Source organism: Glutamicibacter sp. ZJUTW, assembly GCF_008370855.1.
Lineage (GTDB): Bacteria > Actinomycetota > Actinomycetes > Actinomycetales > Micrococcaceae > Glutamicibacter > Glutamicibacter nicotianae.
This window is the reverse complement of sequence record NZ_CP043624.1, coordinates 3,547,233-3,563,244: the sequence shown is the minus strand read 5'-3', so window position 1 is coordinate 3,563,244 and position 16,012 is coordinate 3,547,233. Positions and strand designations below refer to the sequence as shown.

Sequence of the window (16,012 nt, the reverse complement as noted above, 5' to 3'; positions counted from 1 at the left end):
AGGAAAGCCGACCATGAGCAGCCCGAGCATCGCTAGAGCAATCGACCTGGCCAAACGCGCCGAGCACTGCCGACAAACCGGACAACCACGCATGGCAGCCCTGTACGAAAAGAACCTTCGCCAGACGCTCCACCAAGTCAAGCAGGAGATCCGCGCTGCACGTATCCAGGCCAACCCATTTCGGGCGTTTCAGTACCTCGGCGAGGATCTCGCCGACGCTGGTGAATTCATCAGGGGCGCCGTTCTCGCTGCCGTGAATGAGATCTTCGGAGCCGTTGCCGCTGCGCAGAACATCCGCCAGTCAGATGTAGCAAAGGTGGCCTGAGACGAGATGACGAATTACCTTTTCCTCGACATCGACGGCGTACTCAACGCATGGCGCGCCTACACCGTCCCACTGCACAAACAGGCCTGGGCTGACTTCACTCGCGTGGACGGCAAGCAATGGGGCGAGATCATCTCGCCGCGGATGATCGCCGGACTAAACCAGCTCATCCACGACTACGAAGTTCAGGTCGTCTGGTCCAGCTCCTGGCAACGCCAAGCGCCGGCCTTCGGGCAGAAGATCGGTCTGCAGGGCGCGGACCGGTGGCTGTGGCTCCAACTGGGACGAAACGACACCGTCCACAAGTCCCTGGCCATCGGCAAGTACCTGGCTGAACTTGGTGGCGCGGGGGACCGGATCATCTGGGCCGAGGACGAATACAAGCCCGAGTCACTGAACCCATGGATGGACGAGTTCGGCGCCCGGGCTATCGTCCCGAGCGTCTGGACCGGACTCACCCCGACCATGCTGTTCCAGATGCGGCACTTCTACGCCGACTACACCGAACCGGCCCCGACAGCACCAGCCCTGCGAATGCCGGAAATGGAACCAGATGCACCGACCTCACCAGCGGCACCGGCCACCCGACAGCCCAAACCAAACAACATCGCAATACCACTCATCGCCGGAACTAACTAGGAGGACCCCGCCATGAAGTCAGGAACACCCAACAACGCCTACACCGTGGAAGAACTCGCGACCACGCGGGCAGGTCTTGCACTGGCAAACGCGGCATTCAAAGAGGGATTGAGCGCTGGCATTCGAGCCTGCAATGCATCGGGCCCAGACAGGCCATTCAAGAAGCCTGTGAGTCCCTACAGCGCTCCATTGCTGGCCATGATCAAAGCTGACCGCCCGGAGGTGGACGAGTGACCGAGCCAGCGAAGCCGAAGCGCCCCAGGAACGATGGCCCAGTGCCCCGTCTCGACTCGCTGCGCGACATGGAAGCGATCCAAACCGGCCGACTCAACAACCTGGAACACATGGGGCTGCACGCCTGCGTCAACATTCCAGGAGAACCACGACTCTACGGACGCATCACCTACATCACCCACCAGCTCCACGCCACCGTCGTAGAGCTCACCTGGAACGGGATCCAGATCAAGCACCGCAGTGACCCCGAACAAGTCATCAGAATCGAGGCCCACCAATGATGCTCATGAGAGCCCTCACCGATGAGTCCGACAAGATCTACGTCTGCCGAAACCCGTACACTCTCCGCTGGTTCACCCTCAAGCGGGGCCACACCATCGCAGACACCAAGCACCCAAAAGACGCGCTCGCCGTAGCCAGGGCAGAAGTCCAGAAGCTACCAAAAGCAAGAGAGAAGAACGGAATCGAGAATGTCGTGGTTGAAGCAGTCGGACATCGCCGCGACACATCCTCTCGTCCTTCGGATCCTGGAGTGGAAGGACTACGATGATCGTCTCCTGAATGAGATGTATGGCTGGGTGAATCGTTGCGCGACGATGTCTGCCGCTCACGATATGGACTACATCGTGGAGATTGGCCAGGCTCGCCTGTTTGCAGGTTCGCGTTACGAAGCTCTCCGGGACGCGGCGGTATTCTGCGGGATCTTCTTCGAGAAGGAGATCATCGAGGAGGTAAAGGACGACGAAGGAAACGTCGTCACAACCAGACCGCGCCAGGTGCTGAAGCTCGTGGAAGAAAAAGACCTCTTCCACATGATTCTCCGTTCCGAAAAGGAATGGGAAGCTCAGCGCCAGTACGACAACCGCAACCCGGAACGCTCCGGCCCTGTCCGCAAGCGTGACGGCGACGAATGCCGCTGGTGCGGCAGGATCACCAGATGGGACTCAGATCGCAGGTCAGCGCGAATGGGAACCATCGACCATTTGAAGCCAGGCGAAAAGAACGCGAAGGAAGAAGACCGGGTCGTAGCCTGCAAATCGTGCAACTCGTCAAGACAGGAAGGTGACAACTGGGATAAGGAACTCCGGCCCGTGCCGACGAACCCGTACTACAGTGCGGCGACGGCAAAGTGGCTGATGGAAAAATGTGGTTTCGACGTCAAGCCGACCGAGGAACGCAAGGAAACGAAGACTCCCGCAAAGTCTCCGGCAGGACAGAAGCAGGCTGTTGAACCTCCCACTCGTGGTGAGGATCCGGCCAAGGTGAGCGCAACGGACACCTCCGGCGCCACCAATGCACCTGTTACCGCAACGGAAAAGACGATCGCGGTCGAGTCACCTGGTGCAACGGAAACACCGGCCCAGGGATTCAGGTCGCACTCAGATCTGGCCTCGTACCCGAGCGTTGAAGCGATCGAAGCCGAAGCCGCCGCTGTTGAACCTCCCGCCATGGTTGAGGATCCAGCTGCAGATCAGGAAACCCAGGCTCCCGAACCAGAGCAGGCAACGGACACCTCCGGCCACTCAGGCGCACGGTCGAACCAGGGCACCGATCAAACGCCGATCAAACGGCGACCAACTGATAACCAAAACCAGACCACAGGTGAAAGCTATGTCAGATCTGGATTTGCCGGGTCGGGTCGGGTCGGGTTGGGCCGGGCTGGGCTGGGTCTGGACGGGCACGCTGGTGCCGTCCACGGCGCTCCTCCTAAGCCTGTGGCTGGCTCTCGGCCTCGTCGAAGACGCAATAGACCTCGTAGGAGGAAGAGCTAATGAAGTACAACCAGCAGTTCAATAACCCGGTCCTCCAGTGGAGTGAAGCCGTGTTCCAGTCCAACGTGATTCGCCTGGCGAAGTCCTTGGGCTACATGAGGATCTATCACACCAAGGACTCTCGTGGTTCCGAGGCAGGGTTCCCGGATCTGGTGATGATTCATGGAAAGACGAAGCAGGTCTTGTTCGTTGAGTTGAAGTCCCAGGGTGGGCGGGTCAGCGCAGCGCAGGAGTTGTGGCTGGATGATCTTCGTCTTGGTGGCCAGTTTGCTGAGGTGTGGCGTCCGTCGGATTGGGTGAGTCGTCGTGTTGAGAAGGTCCTGCGAGGAGGTGCGTCCGTTGCCCGAGCACGTTGATTCGCCATATTGCGGTTGTTGGGGTTGCATCCAGCTAGCGAGGCAGGCTGCGGGGGTGTGCGTAGTTCATCTGCTGGACAATCCGGACAGCTGGGCGCCGGCCTCGTTGCAAGGCCTGAACTTGTGCGGTGAGTGCAATGACCAGATGATTGCCGACCTGAGGCTCGTGGCCGCTCGATGGGATGACGCGCAGGAAGCGTTGCATGCCGGGGCCGGTGGCGGTGGCAGTGAGCGCCATGCCCAGCGGATCGAGGCCCCGGTGCCAATCAACGTATCGGTGTCAGATGCACTGCTTGTGGCGAGGGACAACATCTGGTCCGTGGTGCTGAGACTGGTCGATGACCATGCTGTGCAGTTGCCCGTGTACCAGGACACCGGCAGTTTGGCGGAGTGGCTGTCTCGGAGCCAGGCAGTGAAGATCGCGGGATCCGCAGATAAGACGTTCACGAAGAATGCCTACTGGTGGATCCGGGACGCGGCGGGCTGGACGGTCACAGCAACGCACGGAGCTGAGACCAAGGTCGATCTACCTGACCAGTTCTGCAAGCGCCCGGGATGCAATGCTCAACTGGTCGTGGTGGAGAACCGTGCAGGTGCCCACATCGTGCAGTGCTCCGCCGATGCCGGGCATACTGTGCAGTGGGACACGTGGACGAACATGCTCAAGTCCTTGGGAGCTCAGAAGCGCAGAGGGCCACGGCTTTCCAAGAAGCGGGCCTGACTTGACGGACTTGACATAGCACCGTAAATTTACTGATTGAATGGCCTTAGTGGCTAAATCGAACCCCCGAATCTCTGTGAGACTCGGGGGTTCGTGATTTAACCCACCGACTCGAAGCCCCGGACAGACCCCAAGATGTCCGGGGCTTCGTCATTCCCGAGTGCAGCGAGGTGATCAACTCATGAGCCTGAACCAGATGCCGGTCAAGCCGTGGCGCGGCCGCGCAGCATCCGACGCGCTCCGACAGGTCAAGGCCAGGGGGCGACGAGCGAAGACACCATGCGTGATCTGCCACCTGTCCATCGACTACATGCTGGAGTATCCGCATCCGCAGTCTTGCAGTGTGCAGCACGTCAAACCGCGCAAGATGTTCCCGCAACTCACCTGGGATCCGTCGAACTGGGCGCCGGCTCATCTGGACTGCAACAAGTCCGCCGGTTCGAACCTTCAGGAAGGGTTGGGGATGAAGGATGACTGGTAGCGAGGCCGAGGCCAATAAAATCCAGACCCCCGAGCTACGGGGGAGTCGCGCCGGTTACCTCCCTCCCTCCCCCGGATTTTCCAGATTGAATTTGGTTATTGACAAGGCGTTATGGCGGTGAAAGTGAACCCGCCTCCTAGGAGGGAGGGCGCAGCGTGGTTGAGCGGAAATGCCCAGTTTGCAAGAAGCGGTTCGAAGCGAAATCACTCCGCCGGGTCTATTGCACGGATAAATGCCGGTACTGGGAGCGTGATCGCCGGCCGGAACGCAGAGAATACGACCGGATGCGACATCGCAAAACCTATGCCGAGGGTGCCCCGGTCTACGACCGGCCACGCGATCCCAAGGCACGGGCCAAGTTCTACGGTGTCGAATACGAGCCGATCGATCCTGCAGAAATTTTTGAGCGAGACGGTTGGGTATGCGGCATCTGCAAAAAGCCAGTCGACCGAGAGCTCAAGTACCCAGATCCACAATGCGCCAGCATTGACCACGTCATTCCTTGGGCAGAAGGCGGAAGCCATCTCAAGTCGAATGTCCAGTGCACGCATCTCGTGTGCAACCTCATTACGGGCAAGAAAGTGCCACGGCGAAGCAAGCGCCGAGCCAGCGAAAGGAACCCAGTGTCAAAAACCGCGATTCCAACCAGGGGAGCGCTGCAGGCAGTGCTTACCGAAGCCGCGCTGGGCAAGCGCGTGGCCATCGCTTTCCCCGGACCACGCAGCGCCAAGACCGCCCTGGACGCGCTGATAGATCCAGCCTTGGACATGGACCCGTCGTGCATCTCGCGCGTCAACGGCAACCGCCGCATCAACTTCGAGAACGGTGGGAGCATCCGCGTCCTGGCTGCAAACACAACTGAGGCGCATGGCGTTGTCGCTGACCTGCTCTACGTGCACGCCGAGACAACCGATGAACAGCTGCAAGTCTTGAAGCCGATCATCGCCACCTCCATCGAACCGATCGTCCGCTTCGAATAGCAGCCGTCATGCGTGACCGTCCCAAGATCATCCAGCTGCACGCCGACGGCAGAGGCATCCGCGAGATCTCCCGAGACCACGAGGTATCCCGCAACGCTGTTCGTCGGGCGCTCGCCGAGGACGCTCGCATGGAGTACTGGCGGCCGAGTGCCTCCGAGGAATTCGAGCCGGCCGTCCGGGACGTGCTGGCCGACTACCCGCACATGAGCGTCCCGGACATCGCAACCATGATCGACTGGCGAAAATCACGCCGAACGCTCTCCGACTTAGTGGCCAAGCTACGGCCCGAGTACATCGACCGCGCCGAATCAGAAGCCACCGACGGCAACGGCATCGTCGCGGCCCAGCTGGAAACTATCACGGCAGGAACCTTCCAGCCGCTCAAGCTCCTCGGCACCGCCGACATCCAAGCGCGCGAGCTGACCGTGCAGGAGGTGACCTGGTGGACGGAACTGAAGAACGCGACCCGCGTCTGAACGCACCCGACCGGCTGCCCGAGCACGTCAAGGAAGTCTGGGACGAGATTGTGGCGACCAACGACCTCGCCGGCACCGTGGACCGCCAGGCGCTGGAGGCATTCTGCTACCTGGTCGCACGGCTTCGCCAGGCACAGGCCCGCATCGAGGACGAAGGCATGGTGGTCCGCGACTCTCGCGGCAAGGTTCAGCCCCACCCGGCGCTGGAAGTCGAACGCAAACTGGCCGATCAGATCCGCGCCTGGGGAGACCGATTCGCTCCACTCGTGAAGCCAACCAGGAAACGCGGCTACATGGCCGACGCCACCGCGTCCGCCATCGCCAATTCGCCCCACCTGCAAGGAGATGCAGGCAAGAAGTACGCCGGCCTTATCGCGGCCGCCAGAACTCAAGCATGGCTGATCGACGAAGCGCAGCGCGACTCAATGGAAGCGCTCAACGATGCGGTCATCAAGATCATGCCTCAGTACATCAAGGCCTGTTCCGAACTCCAGATCACTCCTGCCGCGCTGAGCGCAGGAGCCGCACCAGAGCCTCCAAAGCAGGACAAGGGGGTAAGCGGTGGCGGCAACGTCTCAAGCTTCCAGGAACGGGCAAACAGGCGCCGCCAAGCCGGATAGGAAGAAGCGACCAAAGCTCTACGGCAAGGAAAAGCCACGCGTCTACACCCCGCCGCTGCATCAGCTTGAACCGCGCTCGCCGGAGGCGGAGGAGTGGACGCTCGGTTATGACGTGATCGACTTCGCGGAGCAGGTTCTCAAGGTGAACCTGTTTCCGTGGCAGAAGTGGTTGCTGGTGCACATGCTGGAGCTCTTGGAAGATGGCCAGCTGCGCTTCCGCACCGTCGTGGTGCTGATTGCCCGACAGAACGGCAAGTCCACGCTCTCCCAGGTGCTCGCATTGTGGATCATCTGCGTGTGGGGCTGGCCGCTGGTGCTCGGCACCGCGCAGGACTTGGAGACCGCGGAGGAAGTCTGGCAGGGCGCCGTCGACATGGTCGAGGAGTCCGAAGAGCTGGCCCCGCTGATCGACAAGGTCGTGAAGGTCAACGGCAAGAAGGCTCTGGAGATCATCCGTGACGTCGAGAATTTCAAGCAGACCAAGCGGGTCAAGACCCGGTACAAGGTCAAGGCGGCCAACCGCAAGGCGGGCCGCGGCTTCACCGGAAACCTGATCCTGCTGGACGAGCTGCGCGAGCACCAGAACTGGGATGCCTGGGGCGCGATCACCAAGACCACCATGGCCCAGCTGGAAGCGCTGATCCTCGCGCTGTCCAACGCCGGCGACGTGACCAGCATCGTGCTGCGCTACCTTCGCCAGATGGGCCACGAGGGCGCAGGGGACCCGGACGGCATCTGCAAGTCCGGTGAAGACCTGCTGCCCGACGTGATCGATCTAGGCATGGAGTCCGCTGATGACCATGATGACGAGGAGTACGAGGAAGGCGACGAGTGGGAGCAGGAGCCTGACACCCTCGGCTTGTTCGAATGGTCAGCTCCTCCCGGGTGCTCGAAGTGGGACCGCGAGGGCTGGGCGCAGGCTAACCCCTCGGTGGGCTGGAACCCAGGCTTCACCGAGCGCACGCTGGCCGCGGCCTGCAAGACCGACCCCGAATGGGTATTTCGTACCGAGTGCTTGTGCCAGTGGACGGACGGTGTGCTTGAAGGGCCGTTCCCGCCAGGTGTGTGGGAAGAAGGACAAAACAAGCCGGAGATCGGCCCGGACGGCATGCCGCAGATCGCGGAAGCGGACAGGATCGTCTCTGATGTGACAGTGGGGCTGGCCCAGTCCAGCGACCGCGAGTACGTGTACATGGCATTCGCCGGGCACCGCACCGACGGCCGCCCGCAGGTGGAGATTGTAGCCGCCAGGCACGGCACCAGCTGGACGAGCGGATACCTGATGAACTCCAAGCGTCGCGGGCGCATCAAGTCCGTCACAGGCCAGTCCAAGGGCGCGCAGGTTTCCGCATTGATCGAGGATCTGGCCGAAGCCAAGGATGACCCGGAGAACGACTTCGACGTGCCGGTGATCCCGTGGCAGGGAACCGACCTCACCAACGGCTGGTCTCGATTCATGGACGAGGTCACCGGCAAGAGCCTGCGCCACCATAAGCAGCCTCCGCTGGATCTGGCGGCGACTACCGCGGTGCTGAAGAAGTTCAGCGGCGGCGCGACGCTGCCCGATGATAAGGCTTCCCCATCCGATACGGCACCGCTCATGGCGGCCGTGGCCGCGCTGTGGTTGCTGACCCGCAAGGAAGACCGACAACTGCCACCGCCGCCGGCCCCGGCCGCGGTGAAGACCAGCGACGTTGCGACCCACGTCCAGGACAGCCACACCAGCTATGACAGCGGGCAGGGCTACACCTCGGACATTGGAAGCATCGGATTTTGAGAGGAGGGTCAATGGCCGCACCGCAAGACGAGCGAGGCTATCAAGCCTCCAGCTTTTGGGGCTATGAGCAGGACGAAGAGACCCCGGAACTGCGCTGGCCCCTCAACATTGAGGTGTACGACAAGATGCGACGGCAGGACGCGCAGGTCATGTCAGTGCTCCGGGCAGTGACCCTGCCGATCATCCGCACCGAATGGCGCATCGACCCGAACGGGGCGCGCCCCGAGGTGGTGCAGCTGGTCTCCGAGGATCTGGGCCTGCCGATCAAAGGCCAGCCGGCCGTCACCGCTCCGCGCTCCCGAGACAGGTTCTCCTGGAAAGAGCATCTGCGCCTCGCGCTGCTGATGCTTCCCTTCGGACACGCGTACTTCGAGCAGGTCTACCGCATCGACGAGCAGGGCCGCGCGCGGCTCCGCAAGCTGGGCTTCCGCCCGCAGCGCACCATCTCGCAGATCGACGTGGACGCCGACGGCGGGCTCAAGGCCCTGCACCAGCTCGGCGACCCGACCGGCAAGAAATCCAGCATGGGTGTGGAGCGTCTGGTCGCGTACGTGCTCGACCGGGAGGGCGGCAACTGGCTCGGCCAGTCGCTGCTTCGCCCGGCGTACAAGTTCTGGCTGCTCAAGGACCGCATGCTCCGGGTCCAGCTGCAGTCGGTGGACCGTAACGGCATGGGCTTCCCGGTGTACACCGCCGGAGAGCTGCCGGAGAACATGCCCGTCGCTGAGTACCAGGCGGCAATGCAGCAGCAGGTGGACGCTGGCCTGAAAATCGCCCGCGGCGTGCGCTCCGGAGAGACCGCCGGCTCATCCATCCCGCCTTCAGCCAAGCTGGAGCTGCTCGGAGTCACCGGGCAGCTGCCGGACGCGGAAGCCCCGATCCGCTACTACGACGAGCAGATCGCCCGCGCAGTACTGGCCCACTTCCTCAACCTCGGCACCGAAACCGGTTCCTGGGCGCTGGGAAGCACCTTCGCGGATTTCTTCACCCTGTCCCTGCAGACGTTCGCCGGCTATATCGCGGAGACCGCATCGCAGCACATCGTCGAAGACCTGGTCGACCTGAACTTCGGCCCGGACGAACCAGCCCCGCTGGTGACCTTCGACGAGATCGGCTCACGCCACCAGCCCACAGCCGAGGCAATCAAGGCGCTCATCGACTGCGGCGCCATCGTCGTAGACGAACCGCTCGAAATCTACCTGCGCACCGTCTACGGCCTGCCCCCGGCAGACACCACCACGGCACGCACCAAGCCAACCACGGAAGGAGCACCCGCCGATGCCGCACCAGAAGCAGAAGAACCCCCTGACACCGCGGATTGAGAACAAGACCAGCTGGTACCGCATGGAAGCCAGCACCGAATCCGACGCGGCCGAGATCTTCATCTACGACCAGATCGGCGGATGGTGGGGAGTCGAAGCATCCCAGTTCGTCCAGGACCTCTCCGGCATCACCGCGAACAAGATCAACCTCCGCGTAAACTCGCCAGGCGGCGACGTCTACGACGCGGTGGCCATCATGAACGCGCTCAAGCGGCACAAGGCCAAGGTCGTCGCCACCGTGGACGGGCTGGCCGCCTCAGCCGCCAGCTTCATCATCCAGGCGGCCGACGAGATCGTCATGGGCAAGGGCGCCGAAATCATGATCCATGACGCGCTCACCATCGCCATCGGCAACCCTGCCGACTTCCGCGACGCCGCCGACTTCCTCGACCGCATCTCCAACACCATCGCCTCGGTCTACGCAGACCGAGCCGGCGGCACCCGCGACGAATGGCGCGAACGCATGGTCGCCGAGACCTGGTACACCGCCGAGGAAGCCGTAGCCGCCGGACTCGCCGACAGCATCGTCGGCACCGCGGAAACCGAAGCCGAAGACCTGAAGAACCGCCTGGACTTCAGCGTGTTCGCCTACGCCGGCCGCCGCGCCGCACCGGCACCCACACCGACCAATGCCACGCCAGCCCGGCGCGACATCCAAGCCCACCTGGACGAGGCGCTCGCCGTCGCCGGCCAGTGGCGAAACGATCTGGCTGAAACGGAATCCCCGAACCAGCCCCACACAAAGGAAGGAGCCGACATGTCGGACTCTCTACTCCAGGGCGTGATCAAGCGTCTGGGGATCGACCCGAAGGCCACCGACGTTTCCGAGGAAGCTGTCCTGGCCGAACTGGACGAAGCGCTCGCCGAGCGTGCCGAGGAATCGCAGGATGCCGCCGCCTCCGCGGCCGCCCAGCAGCCTGCACCGGGAACGGTGGTACTCGACGAGGCTCAGTACTCGCAGCTGCTCAACGATGCCTCTGCCGGCCGCGAGGCACGCAACCAGCAGATCGAGGAGCATCGCAACCGCGTGGTGGACTCGGCTGTTGAATCGGGCCGCATCCCGCCGGCACGCCGCGAGCACTGGATCAAGGCCCTGGCTGCCGATCCGGGCGTTGAGGAAAGCTTGAACGCGCTGGCCCCCGGCCTGGTGCCGGTCGAAGCCAAGGGTTACACCGGTGGCGTTGACCAGGCTACCGATGAAGACACCGTTTACAGCAAGGTCTTCGCGACCGCTGAGACCACGAAGGAGTCCTAACCATGGGCCAGTACCTGCCAATCCATCGTCCGGGTGACACCGTCACCTTCGATGTCACCACCGCAGTAGTCGGTGGCCAGCCTGTCCAGGTCGGCGCGACCGACCGTTCCGTGGCTCCGGCCGCGGCCGCTAGCACCTCCTACGTGGGGATTGCCGGCCACGATGCTGCGATCGGTGACAAGGTCACCGTGGAAGTCGGCAAAGTGATCCACGAGCTGAAGGCCTCCGGCGAGGTGGCTCTGGGCGCAAGCCTGGAAGCCGCCGGAGCAGGAGCCGTCCGCACCGCTACGACCGGGACCGTCATCGGTCTGGCCTTGACCGCTGCCACTGACGGCAAGCTGGTCCAGGTTCTCCAGCGCTAGAAGAAAGGAATCATCCAGAAATGATTACCTACCCGTACACCCCGAGCCAGATGGAGAACGCCAGCGCAGCGGATCTTATGGCTTTCATCAAGTCCCCAGCCCTGCTTGCTCGTCGCGTCGGAGAGATCCTCAAGGCGCAGCAGTTCCTCGGCAATTTCTTGCTGCAGGGACGTTACCAGCTCAGCGGCGGCGCCATCATGGTGCCGACCAAGGAGATCATCCGCACCGACCGCAGCGCCGACGCGGTGGCTCCGGGAGCCGAGTACAAGCTCACTCCGCTGGGCGTGGAGCAGTACGAGCTGTACACCGCGATCAAGGAAGGCATCGCCACCGAGGTCACGGACGAAGAAGTGGGCCGGCTTCTGCGCCAGCCCATCGACGACGCGCTCACTCTGCTGCAGACCGAACTCGTGTTCAGCGGCAACGACGCGGCGCTGGGCGTCATCCAGTCTTCGGTGACCCAGACCATCGCAGGTGGTGCCTGGACCAACGGCAAGCAGATCCTCAAGGATGCCATGCGAGCCAAGGCCACCGTCCGAGCACTGAAGCTGGGATACGACATCGACACCGTCGTGCTCGACGGCATCCAGCACGCGGAGATCGTCCCCGAGCTGCTGGACGTCCTGCCGGACAGCGACGACACCGCCAAGACCGGGGCTTTCCCGACCATCGGCGGCATCACCTGGGTGGCAGCGGACGGCGGAGAAGTCACCGACCCGCTGTTCCTGGATCGTCGGGTGCTCGGCGGCATCGCCCGCGAATCGATCCCGTCGCCGGAGTACCGCCCGGTCGGCAACGACACCGGCGTGGAGGTCGCATCCATCCGCGAGAGCAAGGCGGACAAGACCCGACTGCAGGCCCGCAGCCCGCACGTGCCAGTGGTCACCAACCCGCTGGCTGGCATCTACATGACCGGAACGGGGGCCTAAGCCATGGCAACTCTGCACAAGGCCAAGGCCTCCGTCGTGAAGGTCGCCGTGGGCTCGCCCAACGGCAACCGTGTTGCCCGCATCGTCCGCGCCGGTGGGATTATCCCCGAAGGCGTGGACGAGGAACAGCTGAAGCACCTGGTCAGCCGCAAGCTAATCGAGAAGGTCACCGTGACCGAGCAGCCACCGGCGCAGAACCCGGTCGAAGCGCTCAAGGCCCAGCTAGAAGAAGCCAAGGCTGCCACCGAAACAGCCAAGGCAGAAGCTGCAGCAGCCAACGGCAAGCTGGCCGAAGCGAACGCACAGCTCGAAGCCGCCAACGCCGACAACAAGCCGGCCACGGTCAAGACCCCGGCGGCCAAGGCCACCGGCACGAAATAGGAAGGCGGGTAGCCATGGCTGACCTTGCGCAGGTATCCGACATCGTCAACGCATGGCGCCCGCTGAACCCGGTCGAAACCACCCGAGCCGAGTACTGGATCGGAGCAGCATCCCGAAAGATCCGACGCCGCTGGAAAGACGTAGACCAGCGAATCACCGCCGGAACACTGCAACCCGAAGACGTCACCGACGTCGTCGTGAGCATTGTGCTCTCAGTCCTTCCAAAGCTCGAAAACAACGGAGTGAAATCCGTAGCCGTCGCCGCAGGAGCCGAGTCCAGGGCCATCACCCTGGACTCCTCCGGCGGCGACGAACGTCTCAGCTTCGAAGAGTGGATGGTCGAGATCTTCGAAGGGGCCGCGGCCTCCACGCCGCTGCCCCAGATCAAAGCACCCAAGGCCTACGGCCTGAACCGGATCTTCCCGGACTGGAAAGAGGTGTACGAATGACCGACGCACTGCATCAAGTCATGGTCACCGCGCACGTGCCGACCGGGGCAACCACTCCGGCACCGGACGGCACCCCCACCAAAACCAGAACCCGGATCGACTGGGGACCCTGCAACTTCCAGCCAGCCTCATCCACCGAGGACCGCGCCGGAAAGCACACCGTCACCGGGGAGTACTTCATCAGCGGGCCCCTCGACCCACGCATCACCGCCGGGTCGATCATCACCGTGGCCGGGAACACCTACAAGGTGAAAGCCGAACCGAAGCACTTCGCCTCGGGAATCCTCGACCACACCGAGGTCAATCTGCTGCAGCAGAAAGGATAACCATGGCCAACCACGACACAGTCCACTTCGCCGGCAACACCTACCCGGCCCACGTCGCCAAGAAGCTCGGACTGCCACTGGGCATCACCACCAAACGAGCATTCGCAGGAGGTGAAACCCATGACCTCGAAGAGCCAGATCAGCCTCAGCACCAAGACGGTCAACAACCTGATGCAATCGCAGAAAGTACGCCAAGCACTCCAAGCGAAAGCACGCAGAATCCTCCCGACCGCCAAAGCAATCGCCCTCAGCGACGGGCAAACGGCCTTCGCCAACGCCCTGGAAATTAGCGAAGGCACCCGACCAGGAACGCGCTCGCCGTCCGGCGTGAAGCGTTCTTATGCGCGGGTGACGGCGCAGATCACTGACGAGCTGAAGAAGGCGGACGGCTACAACAAGCTAACCAGGCCTCAGGTGCTCCGTAGGGCTGCCGGTGCCTAGCTGGTATCCGCGGGCCGAGCAGTTGGTGCTGGACTGGCTGCGCGCAGGAACCTCGGCGCCGGTGTTCACCGAGACCGACGAGAATCTGGCCACCTTGGCCCCGGCGCTCAAGGTGCAGGTGTTCGGCGGTGGGTCCTCGGTGCAGATGACTCGCAGCCCGTCGGTGGAGGTCTGCGCGTATGCCGCGGGGCGCGGGGCGGCGCTCGACCTGATGGATGAGGCGGACCGGCGCATGATGGCGCTGGCAGGCTCGGGCTTCGAATCCAGGTTCGTGGACGATGTCCGCCTGCTCTTCCACCCGTCGGTGGAGCCGTACGCGAACACCGGGCTGCACCAGGCCACGGCCACGTACACCATCGACATCCGGCCCCAGTAATCACATCGTTCGACAGCAGTCGTCACAAGGCGACTGCTTGTTTCATATGGAAGGAGATCCGACATGGATCTGAAAGACAAGCTGGACGCGAGTTCAACCAACCTGCGCAAGTGGCCGGACCAGATCATGATGATCTTCGCTCCGGACGCTGTGCTCCCCGAAGCCTGGTTCGACGAGAGCTTCCTGCCGGTCATCCCGGCCGGAGGCAAGGACATGGGTTTCATCACCACCGACGGCATCCAGCACGAGGAGTCGCTGAGCTCCGCGAATACCTCGGTGCTCCAGCGCCTGCGCCCGCAGCGCAGCGACCTGGAAGGCATCGAGGAATCGCTGACGGTCGCATTCTCCGAGGACAATGCCTGGGTCCAGTGCCTCGTGAACTTCGTGCCGTTCGAAGACTGGCCTGAGACGAAGGACGGACCGTGGCAGATCAACCGCGGCAACGTCACCCAGCTGCCGGAGTACCGGATGGTGCTCCTCGCACAAGACGGCGTGGGTTCGGCCGCGCGCTACCGCGTGATCGTCGGCTACCGCATCAAGGTCAGCACCAAGGCCGCTCGCACCATGAGCCGCACCGCGGACGAGACCCACGGCGTAACGCTGGCGTTGCTGGAAGACGAGCTGCTCAAGAGCACCTCGGACGAGTTCCAGAACGGCCCGGCGTACCTGCCGACCGATGCGACAGCCGTGGCTTCTCTGATCGCCGACGGTGTCGGCTCGGTGACCATCACCAAGACCGGCAGCGGGTACACCGTGGCCCCATCGGTGGAGTTCACCGGCGGCGCCGGGTCGGGCGCTACCGCGACCGCGGTCATCGAGGGCGGCAAGGTGACCGAAGTGAACGTCACCGCGCCGGGCACCGGGTACACCAGCCCGCCGGCCGTGGCGTTCACCCGCGCCTAACTGAACTGGTCTGGGCGGTGCTGCTGAGGGGACGCACAGCACCGCTCGGACCCTAAACCATCCTGTCCCGTCGCCCCCATTTGAAAGAAAGAGGAATTCTCATGTCTAAGAGCATCCGTATGGATCAGTTCGTGAAGCAGCTCGACGAGGTCGGAGTCGGAGAACTCCAGAAGGTCGAGGTGTCCAAGGACTCCGCGGTATGGATCAAGCTCAACGTGGGCATCGACAGCGCTGACATCAAGGCGTTCCACGACAAGGTGATGGCTGCAGACACTTCCGAGGAAGCAGCGCTGGAGATCCTGAACCACCATCCGAGCATCAGCGCCGAAGACCAGCTCAAGACCTACCTGGACGCCGGATACACCACCGACCAGCTGGTAGCGGTATGGGCCGCGGCCGGCGCCTCGATGCGAGATGAAATGGGAAAAGTTCGGCCGAAGAGGTCCTAGGCCTTATCGGGGAGCACCCGGAAGCGGTGGAAGCCGCGCTCATGCAGGCGTATCCAGGACACGGGAACCCGGTCATCAATGCGCTGAAGGGGAAGATCAGCACCCGCCAGCTGCGGGTCATGATCGAGCATTTGCCCAGGCCGAACGCAGTGACCCGGGAAATCGCTGGGGATCACTGGCACGACGTGGAGTGGATGCTCTGGGATGTCAGCACGCAACTTCGGTTGCTGCGCACGAACTTCTACAACGCGAATCGCGGTAGCGAAGCGCCTGCGGAGAAGTTCGAGCCGTTGCCGAATCCCAAGACATTCAAGCAGCAGACGACTGAGGCGCGGACTCCTGAGAAGGTCGCCTCCGACAGAGCGCACTTCCGTGCGGTATTGAACCGCAATCAAAGCTGACTGGCCGCCACGACCTGCGCACGGGGTTCCCCAAAGA

Annotated in this window: 24 protein-coding genes; all 24 read left to right on the top strand. The window is 63.0% G+C overall.

Going from position 1 to position 16,012, the window contains the following annotated elements:
- The first annotated feature begins 13 nt into the window (after positions 1 to 13).
- The 24 genes from F0M17_RS16720 to F0M17_RS16605 all read left to right on the top strand — a co-directional run bounded on the left by F0M17_RS16720 (position 14) and on the right by F0M17_RS16605 (position 15,975).
- Positions 14 to 325 carry a hypothetical protein gene (locus tag F0M17_RS16720; protein ID WP_149597643.1) on the top strand — a complete coding sequence of 104 codons (312 nt, stop codon included), beginning with the start codon at positions 14 to 16 and terminating at the stop codon, positions 323 to 325.
- 6 nt (positions 326 to 331) lie between these two features.
- Entirely contained in the window at positions 332 to 964 is a 633-nt protein-coding gene (locus F0M17_RS16715; RefSeq protein WP_149597642.1) for an HAD domain-containing protein, read from the top strand.
- A gap of 12 nt (positions 965 to 976) precedes the next feature.
- Positions 977 to 1,198: a hypothetical protein gene (locus F0M17_RS16710; protein WP_149597641.1), complete on the top strand. Its 222-nt coding sequence runs from the start codon at positions 977 to 979 to the stop codon at positions 1,196 to 1,198.
- Positions 1,195 to 1,479: a hypothetical protein gene (locus F0M17_RS16705; protein WP_149597640.1), complete on the top strand. Its 285-nt coding sequence runs from the start codon at positions 1,195 to 1,197 to the stop codon at positions 1,477 to 1,479. Before F0M17_RS16710 ends, F0M17_RS16705 begins: the two co-directional genes overlap by 4 nt.
- 198 nt (positions 1,480 to 1,677) lie before the next feature.
- Entirely contained in the window at positions 1,678 to 2,970 is a 1,293-nt protein-coding gene (locus F0M17_RS16700; protein ID WP_149597639.1) for an HNH endonuclease, read from the top strand.
- Entirely contained in the window at positions 2,970 to 3,326 is a 357-nt protein-coding gene (locus F0M17_RS16695; protein ID WP_149597638.1) for a VRR-NUC domain-containing protein, read from the top strand. The genes F0M17_RS16700 and F0M17_RS16695 overlap by 1 nt, the downstream gene beginning before the upstream one ends.
- A 55-nt stretch (positions 3,327 to 3,381) precedes the next feature.
- Entirely contained in the window at positions 3,382 to 4,047 is a 666-nt protein-coding gene (locus F0M17_RS16690) for a hypothetical protein (protein WP_149597637.1), read from the top strand.
- Positions 4,048 to 4,228: 181 nt separating this feature from the next.
- Positions 4,229 to 4,528 carry an HNH endonuclease gene (locus tag F0M17_RS16685; protein WP_149597636.1) on the top strand — a complete coding sequence of 100 codons (300 nt, stop codon included), beginning with the start codon at positions 4,229 to 4,231 and terminating at the stop codon, positions 4,526 to 4,528.
- Between the two features lie 428 nt (positions 4,529 to 4,956).
- Complete coding sequence (locus tag F0M17_RS17875) at positions 4,957 to 5,508, top strand: HNH endonuclease (protein WP_371737270.1); 552 nt, start codon at positions 4,957 to 4,959, stop codon at positions 5,506 to 5,508.
- An 8-nt stretch (positions 5,509 to 5,516) separates the two neighbouring features.
- Positions 5,517 to 5,984, top strand: coding sequence for a hypothetical protein (locus F0M17_RS17525; RefSeq protein WP_168202056.1), 468 nt, complete (start codon positions 5,517 to 5,519; stop codon positions 5,982 to 5,984).
- Positions 5,951 to 6,604, top strand: coding sequence for a P27 family phage terminase small subunit (locus tag F0M17_RS17520; protein WP_168202055.1), 654 nt, complete (start codon positions 5,951 to 5,953; stop codon positions 6,602 to 6,604). The genes F0M17_RS17525 and F0M17_RS17520 overlap by 34 nt, the downstream gene beginning before the upstream one ends.
- Entirely contained in the window at positions 6,546 to 8,381 is a 1,836-nt protein-coding gene (locus F0M17_RS16670) for a hypothetical protein (protein ID WP_149597633.1), read from the top strand. The genes F0M17_RS17520 and F0M17_RS16670 overlap by 59 nt, the downstream gene beginning before the upstream one ends.
- 11 nt (positions 8,382 to 8,392) lie before the next feature.
- Entirely contained in the window at positions 8,393 to 9,703 is a 1,311-nt protein-coding gene (locus tag F0M17_RS16660; RefSeq protein WP_168202054.1) for a hypothetical protein, read from the top strand.
- Positions 9,660 to 10,958, top strand: coding sequence for a head maturation protease, ClpP-related (locus F0M17_RS16655; RefSeq protein ID WP_149597630.1), 1,299 nt, complete (start codon positions 9,660 to 9,662; stop codon positions 10,956 to 10,958). The genes F0M17_RS16660 and F0M17_RS16655 overlap by 44 nt, the downstream gene beginning before the upstream one ends.
- Positions 10,959 to 10,960: 2 nt before the next feature.
- Positions 10,961 to 11,320, top strand: coding sequence for a capsid cement protein (locus F0M17_RS16650; RefSeq protein ID WP_149597629.1), 360 nt, complete (start codon positions 10,961 to 10,963; stop codon positions 11,318 to 11,320).
- A 20-nt stretch (positions 11,321 to 11,340) separates the two neighbouring features.
- Positions 11,341 to 12,249 carry a hypothetical protein gene (locus F0M17_RS16645; RefSeq protein WP_149597628.1) on the top strand — a complete coding sequence of 303 codons (909 nt, stop codon included), beginning with the start codon at positions 11,341 to 11,343 and terminating at the stop codon, positions 12,247 to 12,249.
- A 3-nt stretch (positions 12,250 to 12,252) separates the two neighbouring features.
- Positions 12,253 to 12,630, top strand: coding sequence for a hypothetical protein (locus F0M17_RS16640; protein WP_149597627.1), 378 nt, complete (start codon positions 12,253 to 12,255; stop codon positions 12,628 to 12,630).
- 14 nt (positions 12,631 to 12,644) lie between these two features.
- On the top strand, positions 12,645 to 13,079 hold the full coding sequence (locus tag F0M17_RS16635; protein ID WP_149597626.1) for a Gp19/Gp15/Gp42 family protein: 435 nt from the start codon (positions 12,645 to 12,647) through the stop codon (positions 13,077 to 13,079).
- Positions 13,076 to 13,405 (top strand): hypothetical protein, encoded by a 330-nt coding sequence (locus F0M17_RS16630; protein ID WP_149597625.1) that lies wholly within the window; start codon positions 13,076 to 13,078, stop codon positions 13,403 to 13,405. Before F0M17_RS16635 ends, F0M17_RS16630 begins: the two co-directional genes overlap by 4 nt.
- A 120-nt stretch (positions 13,406 to 13,525) precedes the next feature.
- Complete coding sequence (locus F0M17_RS16625; protein WP_149597624.1) at positions 13,526 to 13,846, top strand: hypothetical protein; 321 nt, start codon at positions 13,526 to 13,528, stop codon at positions 13,844 to 13,846.
- Complete coding sequence (locus F0M17_RS16620) at positions 13,839 to 14,222, top strand: hypothetical protein (RefSeq protein ID WP_149597623.1); 384 nt, start codon at positions 13,839 to 13,841, stop codon at positions 14,220 to 14,222. Before F0M17_RS16625 ends, F0M17_RS16620 begins: the two co-directional genes overlap by 8 nt.
- A 63-nt stretch (positions 14,223 to 14,285) precedes the next feature.
- Positions 14,286 to 15,125 carry a hypothetical protein gene (locus F0M17_RS16615; RefSeq protein ID WP_149597622.1) on the top strand — a complete coding sequence of 280 codons (840 nt, stop codon included), beginning with the start codon at positions 14,286 to 14,288 and terminating at the stop codon, positions 15,123 to 15,125.
- Positions 15,126 to 15,226: 101 nt separating this feature from the next.
- Positions 15,227 to 15,574: a hypothetical protein gene (locus F0M17_RS16610; RefSeq protein ID WP_149597621.1), complete on the top strand. Its 348-nt coding sequence runs from the start codon at positions 15,227 to 15,229 to the stop codon at positions 15,572 to 15,574.
- 26 nt (positions 15,575 to 15,600) lie between these two features.
- Positions 15,601 to 15,975, top strand: coding sequence for a hypothetical protein (locus F0M17_RS16605; protein ID WP_149597620.1), 375 nt, complete (start codon positions 15,601 to 15,603; stop codon positions 15,973 to 15,975).
- Positions 15,976 to 16,012 lie beyond the last annotated feature (37 nt).

Bases quoted from the DNA above. Each gene is read 5' to 3' on its own strand.
- F0M17_RS16720 (WP_149597643.1), top strand. From the start codon at position 14: ATGAGCAGCCCGAGCATCGCTAGAGCAATCGACCTGGCCAAACGCGCC.
- F0M17_RS16715 (WP_149597642.1), top strand. From the start codon at position 332: ATGACGAATTACCTTTTCCTCGACATCGACGGCGTACTCAACGCATGG.
- F0M17_RS16710 (WP_149597641.1), top strand. From the start codon at position 977: ATGAAGTCAGGAACACCCAACAACGCCTACACCGTGGAAGAACTCGCG.
- F0M17_RS16695 (WP_149597638.1), top strand. From the start codon at position 2,970: ATGAAGTACAACCAGCAGTTCAATAACCCGGTCCTCCAGTGGAGTGAA.
- F0M17_RS16685 (WP_149597636.1), top strand. From the start codon at position 4,229: ATGAGCCTGAACCAGATGCCGGTCAAGCCGTGGCGCGGCCGCGCAGCA.
- F0M17_RS17525 (WP_168202056.1), top strand. From the start codon at position 5,517: ATGCGTGACCGTCCCAAGATCATCCAGCTGCACGCCGACGGCAGAGGC.
- F0M17_RS16660 (WP_168202054.1), top strand. From the start codon at position 8,393: ATGGCCGCACCGCAAGACGAGCGAGGCTATCAAGCCTCCAGCTTTTGG.
- F0M17_RS16655 (WP_149597630.1), top strand. From the start codon at position 9,660: ATGCCGCACCAGAAGCAGAAGAACCCCCTGACACCGCGGATTGAGAAC.
- F0M17_RS16650 (WP_149597629.1), top strand. From the start codon at position 10,961: ATGGGCCAGTACCTGCCAATCCATCGTCCGGGTGACACCGTCACCTTC.
- F0M17_RS16645 (WP_149597628.1), top strand. From the start codon at position 11,341: ATGATTACCTACCCGTACACCCCGAGCCAGATGGAGAACGCCAGCGCA.
- F0M17_RS16640 (WP_149597627.1), top strand. From the start codon at position 12,253: ATGGCAACTCTGCACAAGGCCAAGGCCTCCGTCGTGAAGGTCGCCGTG.
- F0M17_RS16635 (WP_149597626.1), top strand. From the start codon at position 12,645: ATGGCTGACCTTGCGCAGGTATCCGACATCGTCAACGCATGGCGCCCG.
- F0M17_RS16630 (WP_149597625.1), top strand. From the start codon at position 13,076: ATGACCGACGCACTGCATCAAGTCATGGTCACCGCGCACGTGCCGACC.
- F0M17_RS16625 (WP_149597624.1), top strand. From the start codon at position 13,526: ATGACCTCGAAGAGCCAGATCAGCCTCAGCACCAAGACGGTCAACAAC.
- F0M17_RS16615 (WP_149597622.1), top strand. From the start codon at position 14,286: ATGGATCTGAAAGACAAGCTGGACGCGAGTTCAACCAACCTGCGCAAG.
- F0M17_RS16610 (WP_149597621.1), top strand. From the start codon at position 15,227: ATGTCTAAGAGCATCCGTATGGATCAGTTCGTGAAGCAGCTCGACGAG.